Source organism: Ruminococcus albus 7 = DSM 20455, from assembly GCF_000179635.2.
GTDB classification, from domain to species: domain Bacteria; phylum Bacillota; class Clostridia; order Oscillospirales; family Ruminococcaceae; genus Hominimerdicola; species Hominimerdicola alba.
The window spans coordinates 92092-108036 of the sequence record NC_014825.1 but is presented as its reverse complement, the minus strand read 5'-3'; the positions used below and the strand labels follow the sequence as shown (position 1 = coordinate 108036).

The window sequence follows — 15945 nt, the reverse complement described above, 5'->3', positions numbered from 1 at the left end:
TAGAACGCATCTTGACAATTGAATACCCAATGTTGGACAAGCACAACGATTTATCTACCGATATTTAGAACAACATGATCTGAAATCGGAGGTAATCGTAAATGAACACAGTTTATACATTATACAGAGTATCCACCAAGCAGCAGGTCGATAAGACCAAGGATGATATACCTATGCAGAGAGAAGCCTGCCACGAGTTCGCCGAGAAAATGGGCTGGACTATCGGCAAGGAGTTTCTTGAAAAGGGTGTGTCGGGTTTCAAGGTTTCGGCAAGCAATCGTGATGCTATACAGGACTTAAAAGCTGCGGCTCTCAACAAAGAGTTTGATATACTTCTTGTTTTCATGTTCGACCGTATCGGAAGAATAGACGACGAAACACCGTTCATAGTAGAATGGTTCGTCAAACAGGGAATAAGAGTATGGAGCGTTCAGGAGGGTGAGCAGAGGTTTGAAAGCCACGTTGACAAGCTGATGAACTACATAAGGTTCTGGCAGGCGTCGGGTGAGAGTGAAAAGACTTCGATGCGAATAAAGACCCGTATGCAGCAGCTCAAAGCAGAGGGCAGTTATACAGGCGGTCCCGTACCCTTCGGATATACTCTTGTGAATACCGGAAGGCTTAACAAAAAGGGCAGGGAAGTGCATGATCTGGCGGTCGATCCCGTCGAAGCCGATTGGGTAAGGGAGATATTCTCTAAGACCGTGAATGAGGGATATGGTACCTTCAGATGTGCCGAGCTTCTGAACAAGAACGGAGTGAAAACTCACAAGGGTTCAAGGTTCACGAGCAACAGTATCAACCGCATTTTGAGGAACAGGCTGCTCACGGGATATGTGGTTTCGGGTGATACCGAATCGCCGCATTTAAAGGATCTGCAGATAATTGATATGACTACCTTTGAACGGGCGCAGAAGATACTCGAACAGCGAATGAAAAAGAACGAGGAGACCCGTGAGATCGCCCGCAAGACCCAGACGCAGCAGCTTCTTTCGGGAATTATGGTGTGCGGTCATTGCGGAGGTCATTTGAGTACGCAGAAGCATATCGACAGGCACACAAGGCAGGACGGCACGGAATATGTGAAGGTTCAGCCTAAATATGTCTGCTATCATAAAAGCAGAGGGCTTTGTCAGTGCAGCGGTTCGACTACATATCAGGTGAAAAGAATAGACGACGCGGTGTGTGAACTGATACACGATATGTTTGCAGGCATAAAAGAATCTCCCGACGAAGCCGTACTCAAAAAGAACTTCGACAAGGAGATGACAAGTTATCGTGCAAAGATCACGAAGCTGAATCGTGAGGCTGAAAAGCAGGCGCAGCAGCTTGAAAAGCTGGAATCGGAGGTCGCTGACAGCCTTATGGGTAACAGCAGATTTTCGCCCGATCTTCTCAGCAAGGTCATCAAAAGCACCGAGGAAAATATCGCCGAGACCAAGACCGCGATAGAAACTCTTAAATCGGAAATGACCGGTAAGAAGAAGGCGATGGAGAGCGTGAAGCCCATGTTCGAGATATTTGCGGGCTGGGCAAAGGAATTCGATGAAAGCACCATTGAAAAGAAGAAAATGATCATCTCTCAGCTGGTGAGCAGGATAGAGGTCTATAAGGGCTACAAGATAAAGGTCACGCTCAATATGGACTATCAGGAATTTTGTGATAATTGGGACACGCTGAACAGCAAAAGTACGATCAATGCTTAGTTTAATATTTTGATATTTTTCGCATAGACTTGACCGAAAGGCAGGTCTATTAAAAAGCTGTGAATTTGCGTTATGAATAATCAAAAGAGCTAGAGCATGCGGCTGTTAACCGCAGGGTCGTTGGTTCGAGTCCAACAGGGGGAGTAAAATCCAGGGCTCTGAAATGACGTAGATACGTTGTTTCAGAGCTTTTGCTTTTACTTGGTCTTTACTCTCGGTCTTTATTTGGTCTTCATTTTTTCGGAATAGTAAAGACCAATAAATCATAGACCGCCTGCCGTATCCTGCTGCGGCTTGGTGAAGTTTCGTATCGCAACACCTACCGCGTCCATAGCGGCTGCCTGCGCCGACTGGAATGTATGCAAGTAGCAGGATAAAGTTGTCGTGGCCGCTGAATGTCCTAAGCACGCCTGAACAGTTTTAACGTCGATACCGCTCTCGATCATTATTGTAGCGTGTAAGTGCCTCCAGCTGTGAGGGCTGCAATATCTTAGATCGTTCTTTTTGCAGAACTCCTTGAAATAATCCGCGGGCGAAGTGACGTGCATCGGCTTACCGTCCCATGTGGTGAACAGGCGGTCGGTGTCCTCCCACTTTCCTGTTAGGAAAATCATTATTCAAAACACAAAGCGACCATTAAAGACTCCCACTTAAGTGAGCCAAAGGAATCCCCATTCCCGAGGCTCACTTCTTTTTTGAAAACAGCTTTGCCCCTCTTGCAATCAAGCCAGTTTTAGTGTATAATAGTAAGAGAGGAACAATGAAGCTTACGCTATGTGCAAACAAACAAAACAGTTGACAAACTCCTTACAAAAAAGTTGACCGCGAAAAACGTGTATTTTGGACGGTTTAATATATTTACAACAATGTCAAAGATAAGGAATATTTAATGGCTTAATAAAAAAGCAGCAGTAAACACATCGAAAATCAATCAGTAACCTAAATGAAAGGGCAAAAAACAAATGCTGAACATTATATTTGGCGATCACGCAGGTGTAGTCACAAACCCTGCGGTGTACTTCAAAAACACATATGAAGACGAATGGATAACAGATGAATTATCCCGTAAAATGATTCAGGCTGTTGACCGTTCAACCGTCATAAGTGAACGGGTGATCGACAGTCCTGTTCTTGGTGCGATCACTCCAAAAGAGCTTTCGGGCGGCGTGAAAACGCTCATTCTTATCAACAATTGCCCCGACTGATTATTCCGCGCTCCGGAAAACATCAATCCGCCGGAAGGAAAACATCGATCCACGGCAAGGAAAACGCCAAACCGCACAAGGAACGCAGTAATTCGCGCAAGGAACGCACTTCGTGTATAATATAGGTAGAGGCTATGCCTCGAATATACATGAAGGAGGCCATAAATATGGCGGACAAGATCAATGTGAAGCTCGTTCTTGAGCTTCGGCAGGCAAATATGTCGCAGAGAGCTATCGCAGCATCTAGGCATATTTCAACCAAGTCTGTGGCAGCAGTATGGAAGAGAGCAGATGCTCTCGGTGTCAGCTACGCTGATGTTGCAGACAAGAGTGACGATGAGGTCTATCTGCTCTTCTTCCCGGACAAGTTTCGCAAGGAGACGGTATACGCCCCTGTCAACTATGAGTATGTTCATGGTGAGCTGAAAAAGACGGGAGTCACGCTCAAGCTGCTTTGGCACGAGTACAAAGACAGTGCAAAGGACGGCGTTCCTGTCGGCTACACGAAATTCTGTGACGATTACGCCAAGTATGTCGAGCAGAACAATCTCACGAACCACCTCACGCACAAGCCTGGTGTTGTGTGTGAGGTGGACTGGAGCGGCAAAACGATGAGGCTGAACGATCCCGAAGAGGGTAAGACACATCCGGTCTATCTCTTTGTCGCAGCGCTTCCGTACAGCCAGCTTGCGTATGTAGAACCCTGCCTGAACATGAATGAGCAGACATGGATCAATTGCAATATCCATATGTTTGAGTATTTCGGCGGCGTGACGCTGCGTATTGTTTGCGACAATCTCAAGACCGGTGTGATCACACACCCCCATGAGGGCGACATCGTTCTGAACCAGTGCTATGAAGATTTTTCCAATCACTACTGCACGGCAATCATGCCCGCAGGCGTGAAAAAGCCGAAGCAGAAGGCATCTGTTGAGGGTACTGTCGGAAAGATCGCTACCGCCATCATCGCTCGTCTGCGCAACAACGAGTATACCTCTATCCATGATCTGAAGACAGATGTTGCTGCCGCGCTTGAGGATTTCAACAACAAGCCTTTCCAGAAGCGTGAGGGCAGCCGCCGTGAGGTGTTTGAAGCAAATGAACGCATTACGCTTCGTCCGCTGCCTGCCTTTCCATATGAGTATGCTGTTTGGGAATACGGGCGTGTCATCGGTGCAGATTTTCATGTGACCTACCAGACCTGCAAGTATTCCGTGCCGTATCGTTTTGTCGGCAAGACGGTTGACTTGAAGATCACTGACAGCATGATCGAGATCTACTGCGGACATGAACGTATCTCCTCCCACAAGCGTTTCCCGAGTTATGTCCGCAACAGGTACGACACCTATCCCGAAGATATTCCCGAACGTTTCCAGAAAACAGAATGGAACGAGCTTACGATCCGGCAGTGGGCAGCATCCATCGGCAAGCTGACACTGGCAGTCATTGACCGTATTTTCAAGAGCTACCGCACGTCAGAACAGGGCATCAATCCCGCAATGTCCGTGCTGAAGCTGAGCAAGAAATACTCCTCCGAGCGTTTGGAAACGGCTTGCGAGCTGGCACTTGAACACGTCAGCGTGCCTCGCTATTCGCATCTCAGAGCGATCCTTGCCGCCGGTCAGGATATGGAATACAAGGAGAGCAAGAAACAGGAGAACGAATCGTCGCCCGCCGGATTTGTGCGCGGTGCTGCCTATTACGGAGGTGACGATCATGCTGAGTGAAGAGACGAGACGCAAGCTGCGTGAGATGAACTTCGGCGAGTTGGTCGAAGCTCTTGATCTTCAGGAGAAGCAGCCGGAATATATGGCGCTTTCATTTGATGACCGCATGAATCTTGCTGTCGATTACACCTATTCAGCCAAGTACAATGCCAAGGTTCACCGCCTGATCAGTGCAGCCAAGTTCCGTATTGCAGATGCGGCGCTTGTGAATGTGTATTATGAAAAGCGCGGATTGGACAAGGATCTGATCCTAACACTCGGAAGCTGCGGTTCCATCGAAAAGAACCAGCCGGTCGTATTCAATGGGTTCACTGGTTCCGGCAAGAGTTACCTAGCGTGTGCCATTGGCAGACAGGCTTGTATGCAGGGATACCGCACAAGATATATCCGTGTTCCCGATCTGATGCAGCTACTTAGTGAGGCATCGCTTGATGTACACGGCAGAGCCAAGCTCCTCAAAAAGTTCAGCGGATACCGGCTGCTGATCCTTGACGAATGGCTGCTGAATGATATGACGGAGAGCGAACAGCATTTCATCTTCGAGCTGATTGAACGCCGATATGACTGCACCTCCACGATCTTCTGTACGCAGTACAAGCGCGAGGACTGGCACAGCCGACTTGGCGGCGGTATCCACGCTGATGCAATCATGGACAGGATCGTACATACTGCTGCGTGGGTGTACTCCGGTGACATCAATATGCGTGAATTGCAGGCAAAGGGGGCAGAGTCATAATGGAAGATTATTGCGCTTTCAGCAAGGATCACAAATGCCTGAAATGGGAGGATTATGAGCTGACCCGCCACGAACTGGAAGAGGCTGACCGCCTTTGTCACGGCAACTGGATCGAGATTCAGAGGCTGTATGCGTACATTGACGAGCTCAGATCCATCTTGGACAAAAATAACATTGATTATCCTGAAATGTGAGCAGCGTTCGCATTTGGCATGAGCCTGTCTGATAGTTTCAGATGAGCTCACTGCGGAGAGAACCGGCGAGACGCGCCGCCGTGTTCACTGCTTCCGCCTCCATTCCGCAGAACCACTTCGTGGTTCCCACTCCATTCCAGCGGAAGCAGTGAAAACATTTATTCAGATATGACCTCATCGGGAAGTGCGTTCCTTGCTGCGGATTGATGCGTTCCTCGTTTAGGATTGGTGCGTTCCTTGTTTCGGATTACCGTTTTCCTTGTTGCGGATTGGTGCGTTCCAAGGGGCGAAATAATCACCGACAAGATCTTTAATGCATCTGCGTGCGGTGATAACTGCGCCGAGTGGCTTCTGGAGATAGGCAAGAAAAAGGATATAACGGTCAATCTGCGTCATATCATGGATTTTGGCGAGGTCAGCTTTGATATTCACATTCAGAATACAGATCAGGTGGTTCACAGCATGAAGGAGCTTATTCCGATTGCTGGAATGATCGTGAGGTGAGAGCATGAAGGGCAGTTATACTATCAGAGTCGGCAACAGCAGACTCTGATATGAGTTCACGATTTGCAGAAACATCACTATTCTCAAAGGCAACAGCGCAACGGGCAAGACCACGCTTGTTGAGATGATACGGGAATACTATGAAGACGGAGAGTTAAGCGGTATCCGGCTTGAATCGAGTGTGCCGTGCAGAACTCTTTCGGGGCGTGACTGGAAGTACATTCTGCCCTCGATAGAGAACAGTATCGTTTTTATTGACGAGGATAACGATTTTCTGAGAACGCTTGAATTTGCTGAAGCGATACGCCACAGTTCAAATTATTATGTGATCGTCACAAGAGAGGGGCTTGCGTATCTTCCTTACAGCGTGAATGAGATCTACGGCATAAGAGAATCAGGCAAATATGCAGGCTTAAAACAGGTCTATAATGAGTTTTACCGAATATATCACTGGGGCAGCGAGATAGAAAAAGCCAAAATTGATAAAGTGCTTGTTGAGGACACAAATTCCGGCTATGAATTCTTTTCGGCACTTGCGGTTGACGGTAAGCCGGCTGTTATTAGTGCCGAGGGTAACTCGGGTGTGTTCAAAAAACTTCTTGAACATGATCCTTCGGAAACGTGTCTTGTCATTGCAGATGGGGCTGCTTTTGGTTCGGAAATCGACAGGGTTATGAAGCTGATACAGGATTCCGACAATGTTATTCTGTATCTTCCCGAGTCGTTTGAGTGGCTGATTTTGAAGTCGGGGTTGATCGACGGAACTCGCATTCAAGAAATTCTTGAAAATTCTGAGAACCATATTCTGAGTGAAAAGCATTTCAGCTGGGAACAGTATTTTACTGCTTTGCTTATTGATGAAACCAAAGATTCTTATCTTAGCTATTCAAAGAAAAGACTAAATCCCGTGTACCTGCATGAGATCGAAAAAAGTAAAATCATGAAGGCTATGAATAAGATAGGTGAGTTGTTTTCAGATAATTCAGATTGTAAAGAATAATATAGTGCTGTGCAAAAGGGTGTTTGTCTATGTATGAACAAAACGATTGACCAACCCCTTACAAAACAGATGACAGAAAAAACAGCTCAAAATGTCGGTTCCATATTTTTGTATAGCCAAAACACATCTGTTTATATGAGATAAAACAGTTCACTCCATACGAAAAAGTTGACAAAAGTATCACTTAACAGTGTATCGAAACATGGTGCGAACATCTTGTCTAAGCTACTGATTAAGTGCCATATCAAGCACTATTCAACAGGTAAAATATGGTGTGTGCAAAACGGTTGATTGACTGCTTACAAAACGGTTGACCAACTCCTTACAAAACAGTTGACGACCTCCTTACAAAAAAGATTACAACAAAAATCATAGATTTTTGATAAATTACAAAATATGTTAATTGCTGAATTGTACATTTTATAGGACTGCCATTCTCCTTGTACTTACCAAAAATCAAGTTTAATATTTTTATATTCAAAAAACAGCATTCTTATATGGTGATATAATACGAGTAATACAGACCGATGATTTGCGTCAACTTTTATGTTGAAATACCCTCAAAAACGCAAAAAATAGTCCATGTCAACCATGAAAATCGAGTTTTGAAAAATGACATTTTCAAGCTCGGAAAGCATTGATAATAGGGGCTTAGAAGGCTCGTCAACTGTTTTGTATTGTCTATGTACGCATGGTTCACTATGAGCCGTGAGGTTGAAGTTACTGGTATTAAGATGACTGCAACTGTTCCTGAAGATATTCAGATTTCTCTTGGACATCTTTCTGGTGTAACAGTTAATGCGACTGGAAAATCTGGTCTTTCAGCTAATGCAGGAACGCTCACTCCTTCTTCCTCTACAGAAGGTGCAAAAGCTGATGATGGTGCAGTACAGGCACCTGCTGCTGGAAATGATCAGACCTCTATGCTTGACTGGTCTAACTCCGTTGAAATAGGAACATACTATAAGTTTGGTAGATTAATTCCCGCTTCATCAACGAATGGCTCAAATATCTACTTCACTCCTGATGCTGATGGTGTTGGTAAAACAGTTAAGGGAACAGCAGAGTACCATGCAGCTACAAATGGGTTAACTGCCTTGGCTGATTCAACCGTTGATTCAGGTACAGGAGCTTCTCTTGCTGCCAAATTACACGCAAATGTAGCATCTGATACATGGACAGCGACACCTTCTACTGCTTATAATGTAACTCAGGATGATGGATACTATGTAGATATTCCGATTTGGCTCAGAACATCATCTACTAGTGGTGCTACATTAAAGGTAGATGCTTATGTAATACCTAATAGTGAAACTGCACAGGCTACAGGCGCTACTGATGAGCTTTACAAGGCAACACGAATTGCTATTCTTCCTAGCGGAGCAAGCGGCGATGATGTTGATGCTGCTTCAGCAGGATTAACAAAGCTTATCGATTTACAGGATGCTTGGGATGCAACAAATAGCCAGACTGTTGCGAATCCATATGCATTAACGACTAAATCTGTACTCGATTGGTATGGCGATAAAAAGAACACCGCCGCAGGTTCGGCTGTTACTGATGGTGCTGTAAGCAGCGCTGGAACACTTGGGACTGATACAATATATACAACTGTAGCTTCTAGTGATAAGTATACTGACGGAGCAGTTATAGCTACTCTCCCAGCAAGTACAGATGGAACCTCTTATGGACAGATGAAGAAATACATTGTTCGTCTGTGGCTTGAAGGTGAAGATCCTGAGTGTTGGAACGCCAATGCAGGTCAGGACTGGGTAATAAGCATGAACTTTACTAAGCTTTAATTCTCAGTTTATTGTTTTACAAGATAAACATAAGCCCGTCTTTCCAAAAAAAACGGAAAGAGATGCTGAATAATTCATCAACCTAAAACCCTGAACAAAACTGATCCATGATAGGATAGATCGAATCTGATATTTAATAAGTTACAAATAACTCTACTATATAATGCACAACGATCTTGCTAATAATTATCCCTCTCTTGCTAAATGCGGGAGAGGGATGATTTTTTGTGATCAATAAAATTGGTAAAGGTACTTGAAATTCTGTTAAAAATAGTGTATAATGTTTGTAGCAGTAAGATTGTAACGCAGACTAAAGAAAGGAAGGCGGAGCATTATGAGTAAGGGTCTTAAAGTTTTTATCATTGTTTTCGTATCGGTCGTTGCGGCGATAGTGACTGCTGATGTGGTTACGGAGATATTCAAGACTAAGCTGAATAAGTATTATTCCGTAGAACGGTGAATCTTCGGCTGCCTTTTTCAGGCAGCTTTTTTTGTACAGGTCATATACGGGCTCCGCGGTGAGATATACAGAACGGTGCCACGGTAATACCCGAAAGATAAGGAGAAGGACAATGCTTTATAATGTAAAGGAAGATACTCTGGAGATCGGCGGGATGTCTATTGACTACGCTTCATTCGGCAGTGGGGAAGATATCATGGTGATGATACCCGGACTTTCACTGAAACGGGTGAAGGGTACGGGATTCACACTGGCGGTCATGTACAGACAGTTCGCAAAAAAATTCAGGGTGTATATTTTTGACAGGAGAAAGAATATCCCAGAGGGCTACACTGCTGAGGATATCGGTGATGAGGTGGCTGCGGCTATGAATGCGCTGGGGCTTAAAAAGGCTTATGTGCTGGGAGTATCTCAGGGCGGCATGGCGGCGCAGTATCTTGCTATCAAACATCCTGAGCTGGTCGAAAGGCTGGTGCTGGGGGTGACGCTGTCACGGAACAACAGGGTGGTAAGTACGGCGGTGGATGAATGGCTGGGTCTGGCTGAAAAGGGTGATCTTGACGGGCTGGTGCTGAGTACGATGAAGTATAATTATCCCCCTGAACGGCTTGAAAAATTCAGGCTGATAATGCCTGCGCTGGTAAAAGCAGGAAGACCCAAGGACGCTGAGAGCTTTATTCGTATGACAAAGGCTTGTATGACCTGCGATACCTATGACAGGCTGAATGAGATAAAATGTCCTGTGCTGGTTATAGGTGACAGGCAGGACAGGATAGTATCGCCTGAGGCTTCTGAGGAGATAGCTGAAAAGCTGGGCTGTGAGCTTTATATGACGGATGGTTACGGTCACGGGGCTTATGAGCAGGCGGAGTTCAATGGACAGGTCGCAAGGTTTTTCGGGGTAGAGCAGTGAGGCGTATTTTCACAGATAATTCAGAAAAACAACGTCTTGTTTACCTATATATATAGTATATTGTATAATAACAGTCGCGGCGCAACGCGGGAACAGGAGGTCGGTTATGAGCGGTGAGCAGAGATTTGATGATATTTTCAGCGAGGTGATGAATTCACCTGATCTGGAGCTGCCTGCACTAAGCAACGATGAAGTGAGGATGGTATACTCTCAGACAAAGCAGATCATTGGCACTATGGTGGAATACAAGGAGCTTATGATGATGTACACCTGCGCCATAAAGGAGGTCAAGACGAAGTTCGATGTGCTGAACACGGAGTTCAATGTGCGTTACAGACGCAACCCTATCGAATTCATAAGCACACGTCTGAAAAGGACTTCCAGCATCGCTGAAAAGCTGCAGAGAAAGGGTCTTGCCATGACACCCGAGAACATCGAGAACAACCTTAGCGATGTGGCGGGAGTAAGGGTGATATGCGCATACATAGATGATATTTACTCCATAGCAGATGCGCTGATCCAGCAGGATGATATCACACTGATCGCCCGCAAGGATTACATAGCTTCACCTAAGCCCAACGGCTACCGCAGTCTGCACCTGATAGTCAGCGTGCCTGTATTTTTTGCTGAGGAAAAACGCGATATGCGGGTAGAGGTACAGATAAGGACTATCGCTATGGATTTCTGGGCAAGTCTTGAACATCAGCTGAAATACAAGCAGGCGGTGGAGAACGAGCAGGAGATCGTTGACAGGCTGCGTGACTGTGCTGAGGTCATATCAAAGACAGACCGCGAGATGCTGAGTATTCGCAGCGAGATAGAGATGGCGGCGGATATACCCTCGGAGGAAGATATACTCTTTGAGAAGATAAAGAATTTTGATGTGCCTATATACTGAGTAATGATCAACGTGTTCACCCGATGGCTGGTGCATATAACTAACGGAGGATACCTTTTTAAGAAAGGTTATCCTCCGTTTTTGATCATAGGTATGTGCGATTTTTTGAGATGATCACTGTGGATCATATTGCCATAAATACAGAGATCGCGGAAGTGATGCCGCGATCTCTTAAATTCTTTATTGGTTCTGATAGGTTTGTCATTGATAAACGACTTGACTGTTATCTGATAAAGTTCAGACAGATCCTTCGCCGCCGAAATTCTCCTGACGGTAGCGGAGGAGTATCATCTGCTGCTGTGTCAGCTTGTGTTCGATAGCATAGTTTATGCAGTCCTGGAGCTGGTCTTTTGATAAGAGTCCGAATGAAAGGACGCGTTCAAGGGCATAATCGCCTTCTTCTGCGGCAAAGCATACAGCATCGACGATATTCTCGGTGACGTAATCTTTGTACCAGCTGTCTGTTTCATAGAAGCATAAAGCACAGGGAAGGGCATAATCAGACCATTGAAGGTCTTCAAATGCTTCCTTCGTTCTTGAACATACAAAGTTCCAGAGCCGCCTTTCGGGACAATCGCCTGCTTTGACTTCCCATACAAGACGTATTTTAAGTACGTGGCTGCCGACAACGAAAGTCAGCAGTGAACCATCAGGGAATCCGTTTTCACAAAGTGTGCCCTTGGGATTCATGATAGTTATTTCCGGCTCGTTACAGTTGACAAAAGCATTATCGCCTATATAAGTAACGGTGGATGGTATGCTTATTTTTTTCAGCTCATTCCTCCAGCGGAACGCACCGCTGCCGATGGTGCGCAGACCATAAGGGAAAGTTATCTCCTTTACACCGCCGCACTGAACAAATGCTTCATCTGCTATGACCTGAATGCCGTCGGGAACTAAGAACTTGTCAGCTGAGCCTGTGTAAGTGATGAGATACTTGCCCTCCAATATCATTGTGTCTGAATTATTGGACTTTTCAAGCGCGGTGTTGTTTAACAGCTTTGAACCTATGCGGTTTAATGCAGGCGGCAGCCTGAGCTTTTTGAGGGCAGTACAATCCATGAACACACCTGTGCCAAGGCTTTTAAGACCTGCAGGCAGAGTGACGCTTTCAAGTATGCTGCAATGTTCAAATGCATAATCATGTATATCTGTAACGGATGCAGGTATAACAACGTTTTTAAGTTCTTCACAGCAGGCAAATGCGTGATCTCCTATGAAGCGGACTCCGTCGGGGACAACGGCAGTATCGTCCTTGCCCATATATCTTACCAGTATACCGCCAAGTACAAGAAAGTCGGAGAAGCAGAATATCATCAGTCCGGTCTTGTTGAATGCATTGATACCTATACTCTCGATAGTGTCGGGAACACTGATCTTAATAAGCTTGCGGCACCCCTCAAAGCAGCTATTGCCGATGCTTAGGAGATCTTTCGGGAGATTTATATCCTCAAGTGCAGTGCAGCCGAAGAAGGCATTTTCTTCCAGTGCCTTTATATTTTCGGGTATCTCGATACGTCTGAGATTAACGCAGTTGCGGAAGAATCCTGTACTGATAGTGTCGATCTTCTTGGGCAGGTGAACATCTGTAAGATGCAGACAATCACAGAAAGTACTTGCGCCAAGACCTGTAAGTGAATCAGGCAGATAAGCCCTCTGAAGCATTTCACAGCCCTGGAATACCGAGTCACCAAGAAAGAACACGCCCTCAGGGACATCTATTTCTTCAAGAGATTCGCATTCACGAAATGCACAAAATTCAATGGTGCAGAGCGTGGAAGGCAGTTTTATATGTTTAAGACCTACACATCCCCAAAAAGCTTTCGGCTTGATGGTGATGACACCCTCGGGGAGGGTAACTTCCTCAATATGAACGCATCCAAGGAAAGCACCTTCTTTGATGACTTTTACTCCTTCAGGCACGATCACCGATCTTTCGTGGCCACTGTATGATATAAGCTGTCCATCAAGTATAGTAAAATTCTCATTAGCCATCGAGCGCATCTCCTTATAAAACTATGATCCCGAATGTAAATAAACATGGGATCTGCAGCAAATTACTTATTCTTAATATAATTATATCAGTAAAATGGTTATACGTCAATAGATTTTTTTAATTTTGCGGAGTTATGAAAAATTTTTTTCTTGACAAATCTTTCTTAATCGTATATAATTTTTCCAATACAAAATAACGGTCATAATCAGTTGGCTGAAAATTGTGAATTTTATATTATACTCAGTTTAAAAATAATTTTCATAGGATGTTGGAATATATTAAGCCTATACAAAATGCACAAAGCATTTGTAAATTGAAACAGTCGTTAACCTTTTCGGTTAAAAAGTAGTAGAAAATTATGGTAATTATTGATTCGGAAGGGTCTTATGATACAAATATTAAGAGATTATATCGTGAAATATGACAATTAATTACGCTCTTAATAATGCAATTTAAATCAATGTGCGATTTGCACAAAGCATTTTATTATTTCGTGGCATCTTAACCGTTCTCTGTAAAATTAGGTGGAAAATAATGGAAATACGATTTTTGATGAGATTTGGCAGTGCAATATGAATTTAGATTATACTAAATGTGAATGTTGTATAAACAAGGACTGTGAAAATTATTAATCCGGTGTATTATGCATAAAGGGATGTTCCGCTAAAACGATTTTTAGCTTTAGGTGTGTAAAAAATGCTGTCAGAATATGGTAAACGGTGCCGGATATGCATCCGGTCAATAGATCGTATAACAGGAGGTCATTATGAGAAAGAGAATAATCGATATTTCCCAGGAGGTATTTGGATGCAGTGTTTTCCCGGGAGATCCTCAGCCGATAAGAAAAACACCGATGAGTATAGATAATGGGGATGTGTGTAATCTTACGGAGATATCTATGTGCGCTCACAACGGTACTCATGTAGATGCACCGTATCATTTTATCAATTATGGACGCAAGATCGACGAGATGCCGCTTGAATGCTTTGTTGGTAAATGCTTTGTATGTCGTCATGAGGGTGATGTTACGGCTGATGATGCGAAAACGATGTTGAAAAGATCGGGCTGCTGTGAGCGTCTGCTGATCGGCGGAAGATGTACGGTGACTGCTGATGCTGCAAGGGTATTTGCAGAGGCTGGGTTGAAGCTTATCGGTAATGAGAGCCAGACCGTTGGGCCGGAGGATGCGCCTATGGAGGTCCATCTAATACTTCTTGGCGCTGAGGTCATACTTCTTGAGGGTATAAGACTTGAGGGAGTGGCAGAAGGAGAGTACTTTCTCAGTGCTGCACCACTTTGTCTTGGCGGAAGCGACGGTGCTCCCTGCAGGGCGTATATCATGGAAATCTGAGGCGTGACCACTTCTGTATGATTGGAAGTGGTCTTGTTTATGACAGGCAAATAGGTCATCTGTTTTTGGTTTGTTCATTTATTATCATACAGCGATGAAAAACAGTGGAGTTAAATGATTTACTGAATATTGTCTGTGTTTACATATATATCCAAATTCCCCGAAATCAATCGAATTTACGAAATGTACAATGAATGTCGGTTAATATCTGTCATCCTATGTAAATTGATACAAAGTATAAACCAAACTGTTGACATTCTTGTTGGATTGTGCTATTATACAGATAACAAATAAAAGAGACGTATCGGTAGAAAAAGCGGTACGGTTTTTTTGAAACATTCTTTAGTTAAATAAATTAATGACTAGGGTGGATATTGAACGGAGGTATGCGGAATGAACGGTTTTGTTAAGAAGATCGCAGGTATTATGAGCGCTGTTGTTTGCATGGGTTCTGCTGTTGTATCTGCATATGCTGCGCCTGTACTTACTGATGAGGATGCGCGGGTTTGTTCAACAGTCGTAGAAGTTAAGCCTGAACTCGTTGAGGAAACAGAGAGAGCCGTATTTGTTGCTGAGGTTTCCGAGAAGGGCGATATCAATGGAGATAATGTGATCAATGTAGTTGATGTTGCTGCTTTAGCTGCACACATCAAAGGAGATAAAATCATTGACACTGATGCTGCTGATATCAACAGTGATGGTTTTGTAAATATCACAGATCTGAGTTTGCTTTCAGTTAAGGTGAAAGGTAACGGTTAAATCTGTTTTTAATTTAGTTAATTAGTCCCCGGAATACTGGGGGCTTTTTTTTACAAAAAAGAAAAGGTGTCCACGAGGATACCTTTTCTTTTTATTATTCTGCTAATTCAAATGTTGCGTCTTTTATTTCGCAGTAAGTGTATACGCCTTCTTGGTAGCTGTTGAATGTGCCTGTTACTACAATGGGAGTTCCTATTTCGGGGTAGTCATCGGGGTATTTGAGGTCGTCGGCGGTGCGGAATTCAAGACCCTGCTGGCAGCAGGCGGCTGCATCTGCCATGAATACGGCAAAATACTCAGTGCCGTCATCCATCATATAGTTGAAGGTACCGCTTGTACGTATGGTCTTGCCCTGATATTTTTCAGGATCGCCTGTGATCTGGAATACCTCAGCATATAGCATATTAGCATTCAGCTCTGTGAGATCCAGGTCGATATCTCCGTTTTTCAGTTCGTTTTCATCGGGAATAAAAGCCGTCGGCGGCTGAGATGTTGTTAACATCTCCTGCTGTCTGCTTACTGCTTTTTCTGCTTCGGCTGCTATTACCTCGTCAGCAGGGGAAAGTGAAACTTCTGTTTCTTTTGATTTTTCTTTTTCTTCTATGATCTTATCGACATTGGAAGTATCTCCGCAGCCTGTCAGCATCAAAGCTGCGATAAGTATCAATGCTGTTTTTTTCAAGTATAGTCCCTC

General features: G+C 44.4%; 15 protein-coding genes and 1 pseudogene. 13 read left to right on the top strand and 3 right to left on the bottom strand.

Annotation, left to right across the window (positions count from 1 at the left end; translation table 11 throughout):
• The first annotated feature begins 101 nt into the window (after positions 1-101).
• Entirely contained in the window at positions 102-1706 is a 1605-nt protein-coding gene (locus RUMAL_RS19205; RefSeq protein WP_013483758.1) for a recombinase family protein, read from the top strand.
• A gap of 263 nt (positions 1707-1969) precedes the next feature.
• On the opposite strand, the gene RUMAL_RS19200 is transcribed toward RUMAL_RS19205, so the two are convergent.
• A complete protein-coding gene (locus tag RUMAL_RS19200) occupies positions 1970-2320 on the bottom strand; it encodes a tyrosine-type recombinase/integrase (protein WP_050793333.1) in 351 nt (116 codons plus the stop codon).
• 348 nt (positions 2321-2668) lie between these two features.
• Here RUMAL_RS19200 and RUMAL_RS19195 point away from each other — a divergent pair, with 348 nt between their 5' ends.
• The 10 genes and pseudogenes from RUMAL_RS19195 to RUMAL_RS19155 all read left to right on the top strand — a co-directional run bounded on the left by RUMAL_RS19195 (position 2669) and on the right by RUMAL_RS19155 (position 11145).
• Positions 2669-2911, top strand: coding sequence for a DUF4869 domain-containing protein (locus RUMAL_RS19195; protein WP_013483757.1), 243 nt, complete (start codon positions 2669-2671; stop codon positions 2909-2911).
• A gap of 167 nt (positions 2912-3078) precedes the next feature.
• Positions 3079-4638, top strand: a complete 1560-nt coding sequence (gene istA / locus RUMAL_RS19190; RefSeq protein WP_013483756.1) for an IS21 family transposase — start codon at positions 3079-3081, stop codon at positions 4636-4638.
• A complete protein-coding gene (locus RUMAL_RS19185) occupies positions 4628-5374 on the top strand; it encodes an ATP-binding protein (protein ID WP_013483755.1) in 747 nt (248 codons plus the stop codon). The genes istA and RUMAL_RS19185 overlap by 11 nt, the downstream gene beginning before the upstream one ends.
• Entirely contained in the window at positions 5374-5568 is a 195-nt protein-coding gene (locus tag RUMAL_RS19180; protein WP_013483754.1) for a mobility-associated LCxxNW protein, read from the top strand. Before RUMAL_RS19185 ends, RUMAL_RS19180 begins: the two co-directional genes overlap by 1 nt.
• A gap of 300 nt (positions 5569-5868) precedes the next feature.
• Positions 5869-6072: pseudogene (locus RUMAL_RS19175) on the top strand (DUF4869 domain-containing protein); the annotation flags it as partial.
• Between the two features lie 124 nt (positions 6073-6196).
• On the top strand, positions 6197-7072 hold the full coding sequence (locus RUMAL_RS19170; RefSeq protein WP_336470126.1) for a translation initiation factor 2: 876 nt from the start codon (positions 6197-6199) through the stop codon (positions 7070-7072).
• A gap of 701 nt (positions 7073-7773) precedes the next feature.
• Positions 7774-8874: a hypothetical protein gene (locus RUMAL_RS19165; protein WP_154662878.1), complete on the top strand. Its 1101-nt coding sequence runs from the start codon at positions 7774-7776 to the stop codon at positions 8872-8874.
• 334 nt (positions 8875-9208) lie between these two features.
• Positions 9209-9334 (top strand): hypothetical protein, encoded by a 126-nt coding sequence (locus RUMAL_RS22760; protein ID WP_013483751.1) that lies wholly within the window; start codon positions 9209-9211, stop codon positions 9332-9334.
• Between the two features lie 112 nt (positions 9335-9446).
• Positions 9447-10247, top strand: coding sequence for an alpha/beta fold hydrolase (locus RUMAL_RS19160; protein WP_013483750.1), 801 nt, complete (start codon positions 9447-9449; stop codon positions 10245-10247).
• Positions 10248-10353: 106 nt separating this feature from the next.
• Positions 10354-11145, top strand: coding sequence for a GTP pyrophosphokinase (locus RUMAL_RS19155; protein ID WP_013483749.1), 792 nt, complete (start codon positions 10354-10356; stop codon positions 11143-11145).
• Positions 11146-11382: 237 nt separating this feature from the next.
• Here RUMAL_RS19155 and RUMAL_RS19150 read toward each other — a convergent pair whose 3' ends face one another.
• Positions 11383-13140, bottom strand: coding sequence for a leucine-rich repeat domain-containing protein (locus RUMAL_RS19150; RefSeq protein WP_013483748.1), 1758 nt, complete (start codon positions 13138-13140; stop codon positions 11383-11385).
• Positions 13141-13907: 767 nt separating this feature from the next.
• On the opposite strand from RUMAL_RS19150, the gene RUMAL_RS19145 reads away from it, so the two are divergent.
• Together RUMAL_RS19145 and RUMAL_RS19140 are read left to right on the top strand one after the other, a co-directional pair.
• Positions 13908-14492, top strand: coding sequence for a cyclase family protein (locus RUMAL_RS19145; RefSeq protein ID WP_013483747.1), 585 nt, complete (start codon positions 13908-13910; stop codon positions 14490-14492).
• Between the two features lie 393 nt (positions 14493-14885).
• Positions 14886-15251 (top strand): dockerin type I repeat-containing protein, encoded by a 366-nt coding sequence (locus RUMAL_RS19140; protein WP_013483746.1) that lies wholly within the window; start codon positions 14886-14888, stop codon positions 15249-15251.
• Positions 15252-15345: 94 nt separating this feature from the next.
• Here the strand turns inward: RUMAL_RS19140 and RUMAL_RS19135 are convergent, their stop codons facing one another.
• Positions 15346-15933, bottom strand: a complete 588-nt coding sequence (locus RUMAL_RS19135) for a hypothetical protein (protein WP_013483745.1) — start codon at positions 15931-15933, stop codon at positions 15346-15348.
• Positions 15934-15945 lie beyond the last annotated feature (12 nt).

Excerpts from the sequence above, each read along its gene's own strand:
- RUMAL_RS19160 (WP_013483750.1), top strand. The coding sequence starts at position 9,447 with ATGCTTTATAATGTAAAGGAAGATACTCTGGAGATCGGCGGGATGTCT.
- RUMAL_RS19185 (WP_013483755.1), top strand. The coding sequence starts at position 4,628 with ATGCTGAGTGAAGAGACGAGACGCAAGCTGCGTGAGATGAACTTCGGC.
- RUMAL_RS19195 (WP_013483757.1), top strand. The coding sequence starts at position 2,669 with ATGCTGAACATTATATTTGGCGATCACGCAGGTGTAGTCACAAACCCT.
- RUMAL_RS22760 (WP_013483751.1), top strand. The coding sequence starts at position 9,209 with ATGAGTAAGGGTCTTAAAGTTTTTATCATTGTTTTCGTATCGGTCGTT.
- RUMAL_RS19145 (WP_013483747.1), top strand. The coding sequence starts at position 13,908 with ATGAGAAAGAGAATAATCGATATTTCCCAGGAGGTATTTGGATGCAGT.
- RUMAL_RS19200 (WP_050793333.1), bottom strand. The coding sequence starts at position 2,320 with ATGATTTTCCTAACAGGAAAGTGGGAGGACACCGACCGCCTGTTCACC.
- istA (WP_013483756.1), top strand. The coding sequence starts at position 3,079 with ATGGCGGACAAGATCAATGTGAAGCTCGTTCTTGAGCTTCGGCAGGCA.
- RUMAL_RS19165 (WP_154662878.1), top strand. The coding sequence starts at position 7,774 with ATGAGCCGTGAGGTTGAAGTTACTGGTATTAAGATGACTGCAACTGTT.
- RUMAL_RS19150 (WP_013483748.1), bottom strand. The coding sequence starts at position 13,140 with ATGGCTAATGAGAATTTTACTATACTTGATGGACAGCTTATATCATAC.
- RUMAL_RS19140 (WP_013483746.1), top strand. The coding sequence starts at position 14,886 with ATGAACGGTTTTGTTAAGAAGATCGCAGGTATTATGAGCGCTGTTGTT.
- RUMAL_RS19155 (WP_013483749.1), top strand. The coding sequence starts at position 10,354 with ATGAGCGGTGAGCAGAGATTTGATGATATTTTCAGCGAGGTGATGAAT.
- RUMAL_RS19170 (WP_336470126.1), top strand. The coding sequence starts at position 6,197 with ATGATACGGGAATACTATGAAGACGGAGAGTTAAGCGGTATCCGGCTT.
- RUMAL_RS19205 (WP_013483758.1), top strand. The coding sequence starts at position 102 with ATGAACACAGTTTATACATTATACAGAGTATCCACCAAGCAGCAGGTC.
- RUMAL_RS19180 (WP_013483754.1), top strand. The coding sequence starts at position 5,374 with ATGGAAGATTATTGCGCTTTCAGCAAGGATCACAAATGCCTGAAATGG.